Below are 15,522 nucleotides of genomic sequence, written 5' to 3'. Positions count from 1 at the left end.
CGTGGGTGATGCCCCTACCGCTGCTCGATCGTCTTGCCGGTGACGGGACCGTAGAAGGTACCGCCCCTGAGGTCGATGTGGTCTCCGCCGTACGACGCTCCGTCGTCCCCGCGTCGATGGGGCCCCTCCTCGGCGTCGGAAGAACCCTTGCGAGGCCTGTGCTTGCGGAGGACCGCCATGGTCACTGCGGCCGCCTGTTCGGCGGCGACCTTCTGTGAACCCGAGGCGTCGGCCTTGTGCTTGTCGGCGTCGGCGCGGTCGCTGATGCCGCGGATGACCAACGCGTCCACATGACCACTGAGGTGGGCCGCTTGCGCCGCGCCGGAACCTTCCATCTCGATGGCGCCGGCGTCGTTGTAGTTCCTGCGGATGTGCCGGGCGATCTCTGACTCGGCGTCCGCCAGGACCACATCCCCCGAGGCGATCGGCATGAAGTGTGCCCGCACGTCCGGCATGTCCCGCACCGCCGAACGGGCTGCCTGTTCCAGCGCGTGCGAGGCAGGCAGGGCCGTCGGCCGGACCAGGAAGCCGTCATCGGCGGACTGCTTACCGCCGTGGATCTCGTACACCTTCGTGCCCACGACGACGTCGCCGATGCCGATGTCGTCCTTGAGACTGCCGGCGACACCCACGAAGAACACGGCCTTGGGATGCAGCCAGTTGATGAGCTGGGTGGCGAGAGCGGCGGCCCGCTCGGCGCCCACGCCCAGCTCGGCGAGGGCGATGTCCCAGTCCGTTCCCGGCAGTCGGCCCTGCTCGACCCAGGTTCCGTCGGGGTGCGGGCGGTCCCGACGCTCCGGGACGTGCACGCGTACGGCGGCGTATTCGAGGGGAAGCGCGGTCAGGACGAGAGCGGTGGATATGGTCTCCGGCACACTCATAAGGTACTGCCGGGGGAAGGAAGTCGAGTGCCGGAACGGGACGTCACGGTGGGGCAGTTGCTGCTCGCCGAGTACCAGAGCATCAAGGACGAGCAGAAGGCGCGGATCGGGTTCCGCGACAACCTGCTCTATGTGACCTTGACCGTGGTGGCCGCCGTCATCGCCGCCGCCGCGCAGGCCAAGCAGCCGTCGATGCTTCTCGCGTTGCCGCCGGTGTGTGTCGTGCTCGGGTGGACCTATCTCGTCAACGACCAGAAGATCTCCGCGATCGGATCGTACGTGCGTGACGAACTCGGTCCCAGACTGGCTCAGTTGGCCGAGCCGGGCGGGGGATCCCCGGCGTTCGGGTGGGAGACGGCGCACCGTGGGGACGCGCGGCGGAGGTCTCGCAAGGCCGTGCAACTGGTCGTGGACCTGCTCGCCTTCTGCGGGGTGCCGCTGGCCGCGCTGGTGGTGTTCTGGGCCGCCGGTGGCAACGGGTTGCTCATCGCCCTGTCGGGGGTGGAGGCGCTCGCCCTGTGCGGGCTCGCCTCGCAGGTGGTGTGGTACGCGAAGGCCGCGTGAACTTCCGTACGACGCCTTGCCTTTGAGTTCGACGACTGGCTCGCCGTCACGGGGGGCCGCACGGGAGGCCGCCCACCGATCGGGCGACCAGCTGGGTGAGGCCATCGCGCAGGACCACTTCGGCAGCGCCTTGAAGAGCGTGGGACGGGCGGAGGAAGCGATCGACGCCCTCACCGGGCCCGCGCCCCGTGCCAGGCCGTAGGGGATCGTCGCCGCGTGGCAATCGCGTCGATCAACTCGGTAGCGCCACCCTCCAGAACCTGGCCGTCGCCCACCCGGCGGACCGCCGCCCCGCTGAGGCCCGCACCGCCTTCCTCCAGTCCGCCGAGGCCTGCACCCGCGCCAACTCGCCCGCCAAGGCAGCCCAAGCCCGCACCTGGGCCGCCGAACTCGACGGCGCGCAGAGCCGCTACCTCCCCGCCTCCCCCCGAACCCACCGGTACTGCAACTCCGGTCGTCCCACCGTTCCGTACTGCGGAGCCCGGGCCGCCCGGCCCGCCTCCACCAGGTGCTCCAGGTAGCGCCGGGCGGTGATCCTGGAGATGCCCACCGCCTCCGCCACACCGGCCGCGGTCATGCCCTCGCCGCGATCGCGCAGCGTGACCGTCACCCGCTCCAGCGTCGGCCCGCTGAGCCCCTTCGGGAGTGCCGCCGGGCCGGGTGCCCGCAGCGCGGCCAGTGCCCGGTCCACCTCGTCCTGCCCGCTCGCCTCGCCGGCGGCGCCGCGGAACTCGGCGTACCGCACGAGCCGGTCGCGCAGGGTCGCGAAGGTGAACGGCTTCAGCACGTACTGCACGACCCCCAGCGAGACGCCCTCCCGCACCACGGTCAGATCCCGCGCCGAGGTCACCGCGATCACGTCCGCGTGATGCCCCGCCGCCCGCAAGGACCGCGCGAACTGCAGCCCGTGCACGTCCGGCAGATGCAGGTCGAGCAACAGCAGATCCACCGCCGTACGGTCGAGCAGCCGCCGCGCCTCCGCCCCGCTGTGCGTCTTGCCGACGGCCACGAACCCCGGGACCCGGCCGACGTACATCACATGGGCGTCCGCGGCCACCGGGTCGTCCTCCACGACCAGCACCCGGATGGGCTGTCCGCCCGTCATACGCCACCCCCCGGGACCACAGCGCCCTCCTCCGCCAACGGCAACCGCACCACGAACTCCGCTCCGCCGCCGTCCGCCTCCGCCACGGACAGCGAGCCCTCGTGCCGCTGCACAGCCTGCCGGACCAGGGCCAGCCCCAGGCCGCGGCCCCCCGGCCCGGCGGGCTTCGTCGAGAAGCCCCGCTGGAAGACCAGGCCGGCGTGGGCGGGGTCCACTCCGTCGCCCGTGTCCGCGACGCACAGGACGAGTTCGGCGCCCTCCGCGTACGCCGTCACCGTCACCCGCGCCCGCGGGCTGCCCTGTGCCGCGTCGACCGCGTTGTCGATCAGGTTGCCGAGGATCGTCACCAGGTCCCGCGCCGGCAGCGAGGGCGGCAGCAGGCCGTCGTCGAGGCGGCTGTCCTCCGACACCACCAGTTCCACGCCCCGCTCGTTCGCCTGCGCCGTCTTGCCCAGCAGCAGTGCCGCCAGGACCGGCTCGCTCACCGCCGCCACCACCTGGTCGGTGAGGGCCTGAGCCAGTTCCAGTTCGGCCGTGGCGAAGTCGACGGCCTCCTCCGCGCGGCCCAGCTCGATCAGGGAAACGACGGTGTGCAGCCGGTTCGCCGCCTCGTGCGCCTGCGAGCGCAGCGCCTGTGTGAAGCCCCGCTCGGAGTCCAACTCGCCTGTCAGGGACTGGAGTTCGGTCACGTCTCGCAGCGTGACGACGGTGCCCCGGCGCTCGCCGCCCGACACCGGTGACGTGTTCACCACCAGCACCCGGTCGTTCGTCAGGTGCACCTCGTCCACCCGCGGCTCGGAGGCGAGGAGCGCCCCGGTCAGCGGCGCGGGCAGCCCGAGGTCCGCGACCGACCTGCCGACCACGTCCTCCTCGGACTCCTCCGGCGGCAGTCCCAGCAACTCCCGGCCCCCGTCGTTGATCAGCGCCACCCGGTACTGCCCGTCCAGCATCAGCAGCCCCTCCCGCACCGCGTGCAGCGCGGCCTCGTGGTAGTCGTGCATCCGGCTGAGCTCGGCCGCGTTCATGCCGTGGGTGTGTCGGCGCAGGCGGGCGTTGACGACGTACGTGCCGACCGCGCCGAGGGCGAGGGCGCCGGCCGCGACACCGAGCAGGGCCCACACCTGGTCCTGTACCTGCTTGCTGATCGCCTTCACCTCGATGCCCGCGCTCACCAGCCCGATGATCCGCCCGTTGTCGTAGATCGGGGTGACCGCCCGGACCGAGGCGCCGAGCGTACCGGTGTAGGTCTCGGTGAAGGACCTGCCGTGCAGGGCGGGCTCGATGGTGCCGCGGAAGTGCTTGCCGATCTCGCTCTCGCGCGGGTGGGTCCAGCGGATGCCCCGCGTATTCATGATCGTGACGAAGTCGACGTCCGCGCCGCGCATCACCTGCAGCGCGTACGGCTGGAGTTCCGCCGTGGGGTTCGGGGTGTGGATCGCGGCGCGCACGGACGGGGCGTCCGCGATCGAGCGGGAGACCGCCATGGCCTGGCGGGCGGCAGCGTCCTGGGCCTGCCGCTGGTCGGTGACGTACGTGAACAGTGCGTATCCGGCCACGACCACCGCTATCAGCACGGCCTGCATGGCGAACAGCTGGCCGGCCAGGCTGCGGGGTCGGGGGAGGCGGATGCGCATGCCGTCAGTGTGCCTCGCATGCCGATTGTGAACTAAATGAACGGAAGGGTGACCGCCCTCACAGCCGCACGGGATAGTCACCGCAATGCGGCAGCGAGCGAAAGCGGGACATTCGGTTCCAGCCATCGCGGCCGCCGTGGAGAACCGCACCCCCATCCCCATCCCCCGGACGTGAGCCGCACGCCGGTGATGCCGACGAAGACGTCAAGGAGGGCAGCCGTGGCCGCCAGCACCCCCGATACGGCACCTGCCGCACCCGCGCGCAAGCGGGACCGCACCCATTACCTGTACATCGCCGTCATCGTGGCGGTGGCACTCGGCATCGCCGTGGGGCTCATCTGGCCGGACGCCGGTGTGGAGCTCAAGCCGCTCGGTACCGGCTTCGTGAACCTGATCAAGATGATGATCTCGCCGATCATCTTCTGCACGATCGTGCTCGGCATCGGTTCGGTCCGAAAGGCCGCGAAGGTCGGTGCCGTCGGCGGCATCGCGCTCGGCTACTTCCTGGTGATGTCCCTGGTCGCGCTGACCATCGGCCTCGTCGTCGGCAACATCCTGCACCCGGGCGACGGGCTGCACATCACGAACGCCATCAAGGCCTCCGGGCACGACCAGGTGTCCGCCGACGCGCTGCCGCCGGTCGACTTCGTCCTGTCGATCATCCCGCTCACGTTCGTCTCGGCCTTCACCGAGGGCCAGGTCCTGCAGACCCTGCTGATCGCGCTGCTCACGGGCTTCGCCCTGCAGGCGATGGGCTCCACGGGCCAGCCGATCCTGCGCGGCGTCGAGCACATCCAGCGGCTCGTCTTCCGCATCCTCGCCATGGTCATGTGGGCCGCCCCGATCGGTGCCTTCGGCGCCATCGCCGCGGTGGTCGGCTCCGCCGGTCTCGACGCGCTGAAGAGCCTCGCCGTGCTGATGCTCGGCTTCTACGTGACCTGTGCGCTGTTCGTCTTCATCGTGCTCGGCGTCATGCTGCGGGCCGTCGCGGGGCTGAACATCTTCACCCTGTTCAAGTACCTGGCCCGGGAGTTCCTGCTGATCCTGTCCACCTCCTCCTCCGAGTCCGCGCTGCCGCGGCTCATCGCGAAGATGGAGCACCTGGGCGTCAGCAAGCCCGTCGTCGGCATCACCGTGCCGACCGGCTACTCCTTCAACCTCGACGGCACCATGATCTACATGACCATGGCGTCCCTCTACATCGCCGACGCCCTGGGCACCCCGATGTCGATCGGCGAGCAGATCCCGCTGCTGCTCTTCCTGCTGCTGGCCTCCAAGGGCGCGGCGGGCGTCAGCGGCGCCGGTCTCGCCACGCTCGCCGGTGGTCTGCAGTCGCACAAGCCCGCCCTGGTGGACGGGGTCGGCCTGATCGTCGGGATCGACCGCTTCATGAGCGAGGCCCGCGCCCTGACCAACTTCGCGGGCAACGCCGTCGCCACCGTGCTGATCGGCACCTGGACCAAGGAGATCGACAAGGCGCGGGTCCAGCAGGTCCTCGCCGGCGAGCTGCCCTTCGACGAGACGACCCTCCTGGACGAGGGTGTCCAGCCCCACGCCGAGATCCCGGAGCAGGGCGGCGAGAAGGAGCTGGCAAAGGCCTGACCCGGGCAACTCCTCCCCCCGGGCGACTGAACTCTCCCCCCGTAGATCAGTCGCCCGGCGGCAGAAGCCGAGCGGCCGAGTCCCACCCCCGTGGACCGGCCGCTCGGCTTCCGCGCGTCCGGGGGTGCGTCGGGCCCCGGACGAAACCCGCGTCGGCCGGGGGTCCGGGGATGTTTCGGGTCCGCTCGGCCAGGGCCCGCGTCAGGCGTCGGCCAGCTTCGTCACCAGGGAGCCGGCCAGTGATGCCGGTACCCCCGCGGCCGTCAGGGCGGTGACCGCGGCCGAGCGGCCTGCCTCCTCGGGCGGCAGCAGGCCGTCGTTCACGGCCTCCATGAGCGCGAACAGCAGCTGCTCGTGCACGTACGCCAGTGCCGGCGCCGGCAGCGGGGAGCTGAAGACGCCCCGGTCCAGGCCGTCCCGGAGCAGCGCGACGGAGGCCTCGCGCACCGGGGCGAGCCGCTCGCGGATGCCCTGCATGGTGACGCTGCGCTGGGCCAGGGAGACCAGGATGCGGTAGCGGTCGGCGACCTCCCAGACCGCGAGCACCGACCCGGCCAGTGCCTGCGCCGGGTCCCCGGTCCTCTCCCGTCCCGCCGCGTGCGCGGCCGCCACCGCCTCCACGGCCCCGTCGACGAGCGTGCCGACCAGCGCCTCACGGCTGGGGAAGTGGCCGTAGACCGTCCGTCGTACGACACCCGCGGCGCGGGCGATCTGGTCCATGGACGCGTCGGGGTCGCGCAGCAGCTCGGCGAGCGCGACGTCGAGGATGCGGCGGCGGTTGGCGTCGGCGCGGCTGGTGCTACCCGTGGTCATGGCTGACATTGTGCCTCTCCCCACTCCTCCGCCTTCTCCGCCGGTTCCTCCCGGCGACTTGCACATGGCTGTGCAATCGGCGTACATTACACATCGTTGTGCAAGTGCACGGTGCTGTGCAACCCGCAGTGCCAGTCCACCGTGCAAGACACGTTGTTGCCGAGGAAGGCCACCCCTGCCATGCGACTCTTCCTGACCGAACCGGTCGACCGGACGGAGCCCCCCTATGCCCGGCGTTGGTGGGCGCTCCTGGTCCTCTGCCTGAGCCTGCTGATCATCGTGATGGCGAACACCGCCCTCACGGTCGCGGCCCCCGACATGACCCGGGACCTGGGTCTGTCCAGCGCCGACCTGCAGTGGGTCATCGACGGATACACCGTCCCGTACGCCGCGCTGATGCTGCTGTTCGGCGCGATCGGCGACAAGTACAGCCGCCGCGGCGCCCTCCTCCTGGGCCTCACGGTCTTCGGCGGCGGCGCGGTCTTCGGCTACCTCGCCGACAGCGCCGCGACGGTCATCGCGGCCCGCGCCGTGATGGGCACCGGCGCCGCGCTGATCATGCCCGCCACACTCTCCCTGCTCGCCGCGACCTTCCCGCGCGCCGAACGCGCCAAGGCGATCACCCTGTGGACCGCCACGGCGGGCCTCGCCATCGCCGCCGGTCCCGTCGTCGCCGGCGCGCTGCTGAAGAACCACGGCTGGCCCTCGACGTTCCTGATCAACGTGCCGATCGCCGCCGTCGCCCTGGTCGCCTCCCTGTTCCTGGTCCCGCCGTCCAAGGCCGGTCACAGCGACCGTGTCGACCACGTCGGCGGGCTGCTGTCGGTGATCTGGACCGGCTCGCTGGTCTACATGATCATCGAGGGTCCGCACTTCGGCTGGGGCGTCAAGGCGGTCACCGCCGCGGTCGTCGCGGGCGCCGGCCTGCTCGCCTTCGTCGCCTGGGAGCTGCGCCACCCGCGCCCGGTCCTCGACGTCCGCCGGTTCGCCCACCGCGGCTTCGCCGGCTCCAACCTCGCCGTCGCCCTCTTCTTCCTCGCAGTCTTCGGCGCCTTCTACTACCTCACCCAGCACCTGCAGTTCGTCCTCGGCTACGACGCCCTCGAGACCGGCCTGCGCATGCTCCCGCTCGCCGGTGCCGTCTTCGTCGGCTCGGCCCTCACCGGCTGGCTCACTCCGCGGGTCGGCATGAAGTGGACGGTCACCGCGGGCATGGTCGGCGGCACCACCGCTCTCGCCCTGCTCACCCGGATCGACGCGACGTCCTCCTACGGCGACTTCCTCGCTCCCCTGATCATCCTGGGACTGGCCATCGGCCTGGCGCTCTCGCCCTGCACGGACGCGATCATGGGTGCCTTCCCGGAGTCCCAGCTGGGCGTCGGCGGCGCGGTCAACGACACCTCGATCGAACTCGGCGGCTCGCTCGGCATCGCGATCCTCGGCTCGCTGCTGGCGACCTCGTACTCGGGTCGCCTCTCGGACGCCACCGCCGGCAGCAGGCTCCCCGCCGGCACGCTCGCCACCGCCCAGGACTCGGTCGGCGCCGGATACGCCGTCGCGCAGGGCATCTCCGACAAGGCGCGGCAGGCGGCCGCGCAGGCCGCGCGGGCGACCGACCCGCAGCAGGCGGCGCAGCTCAAGGCGCAGGCGCGCGAACTGGCCTCGGGCGCCCGGCAGATGGCCGACGCGGTCGGCTCGTCCTTCTCCTCCGCGGTCGCCCACACCAGCCTGATCGGAGCGGTGGTCCTGGGCATCGGCACCGTCGTGGTCGCCCTGCTGCTCCCGGGCAGGCCCAAGGGCGCCGGGGAGGAGAGCCGGGAGCAGGAGGAACGGGAACTCGTCGGCAGCGCGGCGAACTGACCCGCCCGGACCGTCGTCTCTTACGTCGATGCACTACCGTGCCGTGCCGGACCGTCCGGTACGGCACGGCCGTATGCACGTATGGAGGCACGGGGGATGAAGATCGACTGGGACCGGCGGACCTGCGCGCGCAAGGGGCACGTCACCTACGCGCCGGACGACCCCCGCCTCCGCGTCCGGCTGCACGCCGAGACCGCGCTCGGCGAGGTCTGGCGCTGTCTGCGCTGCGGCGACTTCGTGCTCGGCGAGCCGCACGGCTCGGGGCCGGCGTCCGATGCGCCGCTCGTGCCGCGCGGCAAGGTGCTGCGCGATCTGTTCATCCTGCGCTTCCTGGCGATCGAGCGTGCGGTGCGCGGGGTGTTCATCGTGCTGGTGGCCGCGGCGGTGTGGAGGTTCAGCAACAGCCAGGACGCGGTGCGCCGGCTCTTCGACGAGTACCTGAACGTCTTCCGGCCCGTCTTCCGGCACTTCCACTACGACCTCGACCACTCGCCGGTCGTCGGCACCATCCAGAAGACGTTCGGCTACAAGCACTCCACGCTGCTCCTGGTGGCCGCACTGCTGCTGGCGTACGCGATCGTCGAGCTCGTCGAGGCGGTCGGCCTCTGGTACGCCAAGCGGTGGGCGGAGTACCTGACGGTCGTCGCGACCGCCGCCTTCCTGCCGCTGGAGATCTACGAGCTCACCGAGCACGTCAGCTGGCTGAAGATCACCACCCTGGTCCTCAACATCCTCGCCGTGCTCTACATCGCCCTCGCCAAGCGGCTGTTCGGGCTGCGGGGCGGCCGCAGGGCGTTCGACGAGGAGCGCCGCAGCGCCTCCCTGCTGGAGGTCGAGGAGGCGGCCGGGGTCCCGGTCTAGGCAGGCTCTAGGAGTCCCCGGCCCACGGGTCGGTGATCTCCCTGAGCAGGGTCAGGGCCGGGGGACGAGGCGGCGGACCCGAAAACGGGCCCGTCGCCTCCGACAGGCCTTGCCTTGACGTCGGGGGCAACGCCTACCGTCGTGGTCATGCGAATCGGCGAGCTGGCCGCGCGGGCCGGGACCACGACGCGAGCGCTCAGGTACTACGAGTCGCGCGGGCTGCTGTCCGCGCGGCGCGACGAGCTGGGACACCGGACGTACGACGAGAACGACCTGAGGCTGCTGCGGCAGATCAGGACGCTCCAGGACTTCGGCTTCGACCTCGAGGAGACCCGGCCCTTCGTGGAGTGTCTGCGCGCGGGTCACCCGGAGGGCGACTCCTGCCCGGCCTCGCTCGCGGTCTACCGGCGCAAGCTGGCCGAACTCGACGAGCTGATCGGCGAGCTGCAGGCGGTCCGGGCGCAGATCGGGGTGCGGCTGGCCTCGTTCGACGCAGAGCCACCGTTGTGCGAACTGGGAGGGCAGGGATTGTGATCAGGGCTGCTGGTGTTTCCGAGGTGACCGACGCGGATTTCCCGAAGGAGGTCATCGGTTCGGCATTGCCGGTGCTGGTGGAGTTCACCACCGACTGGTGCCCGCCGTGCCGGCAGATGGGGCCGGTGCTCAGCGCCCTCGCCGCGGAGGAGGGCGAGCGGCTGAAGGTGGTCCAGCTGGACGTGGACACCAACCCGGAGACGACGAACGCCTACAAGGTGCTGTCCATGCCGACCTTCATGGTGTTCCGGGACGGTGAGCCGGTGCGGTCGATGGTGGGGGCGCGGCCCAAGCGGCGGCTCCTGGCGGAGATCGAGGAAGCCCTCTGACCTGACGGCATAAGAAGAAATCCCCCGGGCAATTGCGCCCGGGGGATTTCTTTGCGTATATTCAATGGTTCGCGACTTCGTGGCATTTCGGTCGCAAAGAAGTTCAGTAGGCACAGTATATCGGCGCGGGAGTGGAATTGTCAAACAGCGATGAAATTCGCGGTGAGCAGGAATTCATCGACACCCTGTACGCCCGCGTGGACGCCCTGCGCGCAGGCACCGAGGCCGGTGTCACGGACGCGCTCGCCCAGGGCAACACGCCCATGCAGGCCCGGCTCGAACGGGACATCCTGGTCGCCGAGCGGTCGGGGCTGCTCGCCGCGCTGAACGCCGTCGACGGCTCGCTCTGCTTCGGCCGGATCGATCTCACCTCCGGCACGAAACACCACATCGGCCGGATCGGCCTGCGCACGGACGACACCGAGCGCACGCCGATCCTCATCGACTGGCGGGCCGAGGTCGCCCGCCCCTTCTACCTGGCCACCGGCCACACCCCGATGGGCCTGCGCAGGCGCCGGCACATCACCACCAGCGGCCGCACGGTCACCGCCCTGCACGACGAGATCCTCGACCTCGGCGACCGGGAGCGCACCGGCCACGAGGACCCGACCGGCGACGCCGTGCTGCTCGCCGCGCTCGACGCCGCCCGCACGGGCCGGATGCACGACATCGTGCAGACCATCCAGGCCGAGCAGGACGAGATCATCCGGGCGCCGCACCGCGGGGTGCTGGTCGTCGAGGGCGGCCCCGGCACCGGCAAGACGGCCGTCGCCCTGCACCGGGCCGCCTACCTCCTCTACGAGCACCGGGAACTGCTCTCCAAGCGGGCCGTCCTCATCGTCGGACCCAACCCCGCCTTCCTCGGCTACATCGGCGAGGTGCTGCCCTCCCTCGGTGAGACGGGCGTGCTGCTCGCCACGGTCGGGGAGCTGTTCCCCGGCGTGAAGGCGACGGCCGCCGACTCCCGCGAGGCGGCCGCCGTGAAGGGCCGCGCCGACATGGCGGACGTGCTCGCCGAGGTCGTACGCGACTGGCAGTCGCTGCCCGACCCGGTGATCACGATCGAGCACGACCGGGAGGTGCTGATGCTCGACGACGGCCTGGTGAAGGTCGCCCGCGACAAGACCCGGGCCGCGCGGCTGCCGCACAACGTGGCCCGCGAGCACTTCGAGGGCCACATCCTCAACACCCTCACCGAGCTGTACGCCGAACGCGTCGGCACCGACCCCTACGACGGCGGCAGCCTCCTGGACGCGGCCGACATCACCCAGATCCGCGACGAACTCGCCGAGAACCCCGAGGTCTGGGCCGCCGTCGACCAGCTCTGGCCGCGGCTGACCCCGCGGCGCCTGGTCGCCGACTTCCTCGCCGACCCCGTGGGCTACCTCCCGGACGAGGACGCCGCCGCCGTGCGACGCCCGGTGACCCGCGAGTGGACCGTCGCGGACGTGCCGCTGCTGGACGAGGCGGCCGAACTGCTCGGCGTGGACGAGCGGCTCGCGCGGGCGCGCGCGGAACGCGAACGCGAGACCCAGGTCGCCTACGCGCAGGGCGTGCTGGACGTCTCCTACGCCTCCCGCACCTACGAGTTCGACGACAAGGACGAGGAGGACTCCGAGGTCCTGTCCGCGCACGACATCATCGACGCCGAGCGGTTCGCCGAGCGCCAGGAGGAGGACGACCACCGCAGCGCCGCCGAGCGCGCGGCCGCCGACCGGACCTGGGCGTTCGGGCACATCATCGTCGACGAGGCGCAGGAGCTGTCCCCGATGGCCTGGCGGCTGCTGATGCGCCGCAGCCCGACCCGCTCGATGACCCTGGTCGGCGACCCCGCCCAGACCGCGGAGGCGGCGGGCGTCGGCTCCTGGCAGCGGATCCTCCAGCCGTACGTCGAGGACCGCTGGGAGCACACCCGCCTGGGCGTCAACTACCGCACCCCCGCCGAGATCATGGAGCTCGCGGCGGCCGTGGTCCGCGCCGAGAACCCCGGCTTCGAGCCGCCGAGCTCGGTCCGTTCCACCGGTGTACGGCCCTGGGTGCGCGCCACCGACGACCTGCCCGGCGCGGTCGCCGGGGCGGTGAAGGAACTGACCCCCGAGGAGGGCCGGCTCGCCGTCATCGCCCCACGCCACCTGCACCGCAGGCTCGCCGCGCGGCTGGAGGGGGTGACGGCGGGCGCCGAGCCCGACCTGACGAAGACCGTCGTACTCCTCGACCCGCGGCAGGCCAAGGGACTGGAATTCGACTCCGTCCTGGTGGTGGAGCCGGGGCTGTACGGCACGAGCGACCTGTACGTGGCACTGACCCGAGCCACCCAGCGCCTGGGCGTCCTGCACACCGGACGACTGCCGAAGGCGCTGGTCACCACCTGAGTGACGCGCCTCGCCCGGGTGCGTGGGTGCTCGCACCCGGGCGAGGCGCGTCGGTGCCCCGCGGTCAGGCCGGCCGCAGCCAGATGGTGGCGAGCGGCGGGAGGGTCAGCCGGATGCTTGCCGGGCGGCCGTGCCAGCCCTGCGGTTCGGGCTTGATGACGTCCGCGTTGGTGACACCGCCGCCGCCGTACTTGCCGATGTCCGTGTTGAGGTACTCGTGCCAGGCCGGTACGTCGTCGGGGGCGCCCAGCCGGTAGTCCTGCCGGACGACGGGGGAGAGGTTGGAGACGGCCAGCAGGGGACTCCCGTCGGCGGCGAACCGCAGGAACGCGAAGACGTTGTCCTCGGCCGCGTCGCCCACGATCCACTCGAAGCCCGCCGGGTCGATGTCCTGCTGCCACAGCGCCGGGGTGTGCCGGTAGACGGTGTTGAGGTCGCGGACCAGGTCCTGCACCCCGCGGTGGTCGGCCTGGGCGCCGTAGCCCGGGTCGAGCAGCCACCAGTCGGGGCCGTGCGCCTCCGACCACTCCGCTCCCTGCGCGAACTCCTGCCCCATGAAGAGGAGTTGCTTGCCCGGGTGGGCCCACATGAAGGCCAGGTAGGCACGCAGGTTGGCACGCTGCTGCCACCAGTCGCCGGGCATCTTCGACACCAGTGACCGCTTGCCGTGGACGACCTCGTCGTGCGAGATCGGCAGCACGTAGTTCTCGCTGTAGGCGTACACCATCGAGAACGTCATCTCGTTGTGGTGGTACTTGCGGTAGACCGGCTCGTGGCTCATGTAGTCGAGCGAGTCGTGCATCCAGCCCATGTTCCACTTCAGGCCGAAGCCCAGGCCCCCGAAGCCGCCCGGGCCGCGGTGGTGCGTGGCCCGCGTGACGCCGTCCCAGGCGGTGGACTCCTCGGCGATGGTCACCACGCCGGGCACCCGCCGGTACACCGTCGCGTTCATCTCCTGCAGGAACGCCACCGCGTCCAGGTTCTCCCGGCCGCCGTGCTCGTTCGGGACCCACTGTCCCGGCTCGCGCGAGTAGTCCAGGTACAGCATGGAGGCCACCGCGTCGACCCGCAGGCCGTCGATATGGAACTCCTCGCACCAGTAGACGGCGTTCGCCACCAGGAAGTTGCGGACCTCGCGGCGGCCGTAGTCGAACTCCAGGGTGCCCCAGTCGGGGTGCGCCGACCGCAACGGGTCCTCGTGCTCGTACAGCGGACGTCCGTCGAACTCGGCCAACGCCCAGTCGTCGCGCGGGAAGTGGGCCGGAACCCAGTCCATCAGGACACCGATGCCGGCCTGGTGGAGCGCGTCTACCAGATACCGGAAGTCGTCCGGGGTGCCGAGGCGGGCCGTGGGGGCGTAGAAGCCGGTGACCTGGTAGCCCCAGGAGCCTCCGAAGGGGTGCTCGGCGATCGGCATCAGCTCCACATGGGTGAAGCCGAGGTCCCTGACGTACGCGGGCAGCTGCTCGGCGAGCTGACGGTAGGTCAGGCTCGGTCGCCAGGACGGCAGATGGACCTCGTAGACCGAGAAGGGTGCCTTGTGGGCGGGGAGTTCCGCGCGCCGGGAGAGCCACTCCTCGTCCTGCCACTCGTGGTGGGAGGCGGTCACGATCGACGACGTGTCCGGCGGGGCCTGGGTGCGGCGGGCCAGCGGGTCGGCGCGCAGGGTCTTCGAACCGTCGGGGCGGGTGATCTGGAACTTGTACAGCTCGCCCTCGCCGACCTCGGGCAGGAACAGTTCCCAGACGCCGGAGGAGCCCAGGGAGCGCATCGGGTGGCCGGTGCCGTCCCAGAAGTTGAAGGTGCCGGCCACGTGCACTCCGCGCGCGTTCGGCGCCCACACCGAGAACCGGGTGCCGGCCACGCCCTGGTGGGTCATCGGGTGAGCGCCCAGCACGGTCCACAGCTGCTCGTGCCGGCCCTCCCCGATCAGGTGCAGGTCCAGCTCGCCGAGCGTCGGCAGGAACGCGTAGGCGTCCTCGGTGTCCTGGACGGTGCCCTCGTACGTCACCAGGAGCCGGTAGGCCGGAACCTCGGCCAATGGCAGCAGCCCGGAGAAGAACCCGTCCCCGTCGTCGTTCAGCTCCGCCCGCAGCTCGCCCGCGACGACGGTCACGGCCAGCGCGTACGGCCGGAAGACGCGGAAGGCGACACCGCCGGGGACGAGGTGGGCGCCGAGAACGGTGTGCGGGTCGTGATGCGTACCGGCGAGCAGCCGCTCGCGCTCCCCGGCGTCCAGAGCGGCGGAGACCTCCGGCGCGGGAGCGGGGGTCGGCGAGCCGGCAGTGGTACCGACGGAGGTCGTCTCGGGTGCGGCCCTCTTCGCGGCGGCCTTCCTGGCCGGGGCCTTCTTGGCGGCGGCCTTCGCCGGAGCCGCCTTCTTCGCGGCGGCCGGTGCCGGCGTGATCTTCCCCGCGGTGGTCGCCTTCTTCGCGGCAGCCTTGGTCGTGACGGCCTTCGCGGCGACGGCCTCCTGCGCGGCGGCCTGGTCGGCGACGGCCTCCTGCGCGGCGGCCTGGTCGGCGACCGGCTCCTGGCCGGGGGCCTTCTTCGCCACCGCCTTCTTCGCCGGGCTCTTCTTCGCGGCGGCCTTCTTCGCCGTGCCCTCGCCCGCCGCGGCCTTCCGCGCCACGGCCTTCTCGGGCGTCGCCTTCTTGGCCACAGCCTTCTCAGCCACGGCCTCCTTGGCCACCGCCTTCTTGGTCACGGCCTTCTTGGTCACGGCCTTTTGGGCCACCGCCTTCTTGGTGACCGCCTTCTTGGTGACCGCCTTCTCGGGCGTGGGCTTCTCGGCCGTCTTCCTGGCGGCCGGCGCCTTCTTCGGCGCGACAGCCTTCTCCGCCACCTTCTTCACTGCTTTCGCGGCCTTCACGGCCCTCTCCTCGGCCGTCTTCTTCGGAGTCTTCGGATCCGAACCGCTGGACGTGGGGCGGGGGGTCACGGGCGGCGCCTCCTCGGCGAGGGTCG

General features: G+C 71.3%; 12 protein-coding genes. 7 read left to right on the top strand and 5 right to left on the bottom strand.

Annotated elements, in window-relative coordinates:
• Nucleotides 1-14: 14 nt before the first annotated feature.
• The gene (locus tag ACQF4J_RS16145) at nt 15-881 is read right to left on the bottom strand and encodes a 5'-methylthioadenosine/S-adenosylhomocysteine nucleosidase (protein WP_351803676.1); all 867 of its coding nucleotides are present in this window, start codon (nt 879-881) and stop codon (nt 15-17) included.
• A 27-nt stretch (nt 882-908) separates the two neighbouring features.
• On the opposite strand from ACQF4J_RS16145, the gene ACQF4J_RS16140 reads away from it, so the two are divergent.
• The gene (locus ACQF4J_RS16140; RefSeq protein WP_351561573.1) at nt 909-1,445 is read left to right on the top strand and encodes a hypothetical protein; all 537 of its coding nucleotides are present in this window, start codon (nt 909-911) and stop codon (nt 1,443-1,445) included.
• Nucleotides 1,446-1,854: 409 nt separating this feature from the next.
• Here ACQF4J_RS16140 and ACQF4J_RS16135 read toward each other — a convergent pair whose 3' ends face one another.
• Together ACQF4J_RS16135 and ACQF4J_RS16130 are read right to left on the bottom strand one after the other, a co-directional pair.
• Complete coding sequence (locus ACQF4J_RS16135; RefSeq protein ID WP_427165905.1) at nt 1,855-2,550, bottom strand: response regulator; 696 nt, start codon at nt 2,548-2,550, stop codon at nt 1,855-1,857.
• Nucleotides 2,547-4,184 carry a sensor histidine kinase gene (locus tag ACQF4J_RS16130; protein ID WP_351561579.1) on the bottom strand — a complete coding sequence of 546 codons (1,638 nt, stop codon included), beginning with the start codon at nt 4,182-4,184 and terminating at the stop codon, nt 2,547-2,549. Before ACQF4J_RS16130 ends, ACQF4J_RS16135 begins: the two co-directional genes overlap by 4 nt.
• A gap of 189 nt (nt 4,185-4,373) precedes the next feature.
• Between ACQF4J_RS16130 and ACQF4J_RS16125 the strand changes: the two genes are divergently transcribed.
• A complete protein-coding gene (locus ACQF4J_RS16125; RefSeq protein ID WP_351561638.1) occupies nt 4,374-5,786 on the top strand; it encodes a cation:dicarboxylate symporter family transporter in 1,413 nt (470 codons plus the stop codon).
• 201 nt (nt 5,787-5,987) lie between these two features.
• Here the strand turns inward: ACQF4J_RS16125 and ACQF4J_RS16120 are convergent, their stop codons facing one another.
• Complete coding sequence (locus tag ACQF4J_RS16120; RefSeq protein ID WP_351561582.1) at nt 5,988-6,599, bottom strand: TetR/AcrR family transcriptional regulator; 612 nt, start codon at nt 6,597-6,599, stop codon at nt 5,988-5,990.
• A 180-nt stretch (nt 6,600-6,779) separates the two neighbouring features.
• Between ACQF4J_RS16120 and ACQF4J_RS16115 the strand changes: the two genes are divergently transcribed.
• From ACQF4J_RS16115 to ACQF4J_RS16095, 5 genes are all read left to right on the top strand, one after another.
• Complete coding sequence (locus ACQF4J_RS16115) at nt 6,780-8,459, top strand: MFS transporter (RefSeq protein ID WP_351803680.1); 1,680 nt, start codon at nt 6,780-6,782, stop codon at nt 8,457-8,459.
• A 96-nt stretch (nt 8,460-8,555) separates the two neighbouring features.
• Entirely contained in the window at nt 8,556-9,320 is a 765-nt protein-coding gene (locus tag ACQF4J_RS16110) for a DUF2127 domain-containing protein (protein WP_351803682.1), read from the top strand.
• A 147-nt stretch (nt 9,321-9,467) separates the two neighbouring features.
• The gene (locus tag ACQF4J_RS16105; protein WP_351561591.1) at nt 9,468-9,854 is read left to right on the top strand and encodes a MerR family transcriptional regulator; all 387 of its coding nucleotides are present in this window, start codon (nt 9,468-9,470) and stop codon (nt 9,852-9,854) included.
• The gene (locus ACQF4J_RS16100) at nt 9,851-10,183 is read left to right on the top strand and encodes a thioredoxin family protein (protein ID WP_427165901.1); all 333 of its coding nucleotides are present in this window, start codon (nt 9,851-9,853) and stop codon (nt 10,181-10,183) included. Before ACQF4J_RS16105 ends, ACQF4J_RS16100 begins: the two co-directional genes overlap by 4 nt.
• Before the next feature lie 155 nt (nt 10,184-10,338).
• Nucleotides 10,339-12,555 (top strand): HelD family protein, encoded by a 2,217-nt coding sequence (locus ACQF4J_RS16095; RefSeq protein WP_351561640.1) that lies wholly within the window; start codon nt 10,339-10,341, stop codon nt 12,553-12,555.
• A 64-nt stretch (nt 12,556-12,619) separates the two neighbouring features.
• Here ACQF4J_RS16095 and glgB read toward each other — a convergent pair whose 3' ends face one another.
• Nucleotides 12,620-15,496, bottom strand: a complete 2,877-nt coding sequence (gene glgB / locus ACQF4J_RS16090; RefSeq protein ID WP_427165899.1) for a 1,4-alpha-glucan branching enzyme — start codon at nt 15,494-15,496, stop codon at nt 12,620-12,622.
• Nucleotides 15,497-15,522 lie beyond the last annotated feature (26 nt).

Origin of the sequence: Streptomyces sp. C1-1 (genome assembly GCF_050214755.1) — a bacterium.
In the GTDB taxonomy this organism is placed as follows: Bacteria; Actinomycetota; Actinomycetes; order Streptomycetales; family Streptomycetaceae; genus Streptomyces.
This window is presented reverse-complemented; position numbering and strand designations above follow the sequence as displayed.

Excerpts from the sequence above, each read along its gene's own strand:
- ACQF4J_RS16110 (WP_351803682.1), top strand. The coding sequence starts at position 8,556 with ATGAAGATCGACTGGGACCGGCGGACCTGCGCGCGCAAGGGGCACGTC.
- ACQF4J_RS16145 (WP_351803676.1), bottom strand. The coding sequence starts at position 881 with ATGAGTGTGCCGGAGACCATATCCACCGCTCTCGTCCTGACCGCGCTT.
- ACQF4J_RS16125 (WP_351561638.1), top strand. The coding sequence starts at position 4,374 with ATGCCGACGAAGACGTCAAGGAGGGCAGCCGTGGCCGCCAGCACCCCC.
- ACQF4J_RS16130 (WP_351561579.1), bottom strand. The coding sequence starts at position 4,184 with ATGCGCATCCGCCTCCCCCGACCCCGCAGCCTGGCCGGCCAGCTGTTC.
- ACQF4J_RS16135 (WP_427165905.1), bottom strand. The coding sequence starts at position 2,550 with ATGACGGGCGGACAGCCCATCCGGGTGCTGGTCGTGGAGGACGACCCG.
- ACQF4J_RS16105 (WP_351561591.1), top strand. The coding sequence starts at position 9,468 with ATGCGAATCGGCGAGCTGGCCGCGCGGGCCGGGACCACGACGCGAGCG.
- ACQF4J_RS16120 (WP_351561582.1), bottom strand. The coding sequence starts at position 6,599 with ATGACCACGGGTAGCACCAGCCGCGCCGACGCCAACCGCCGCCGCATC.
- ACQF4J_RS16115 (WP_351803680.1), top strand. The coding sequence starts at position 6,780 with ATGCGACTCTTCCTGACCGAACCGGTCGACCGGACGGAGCCCCCCTAT.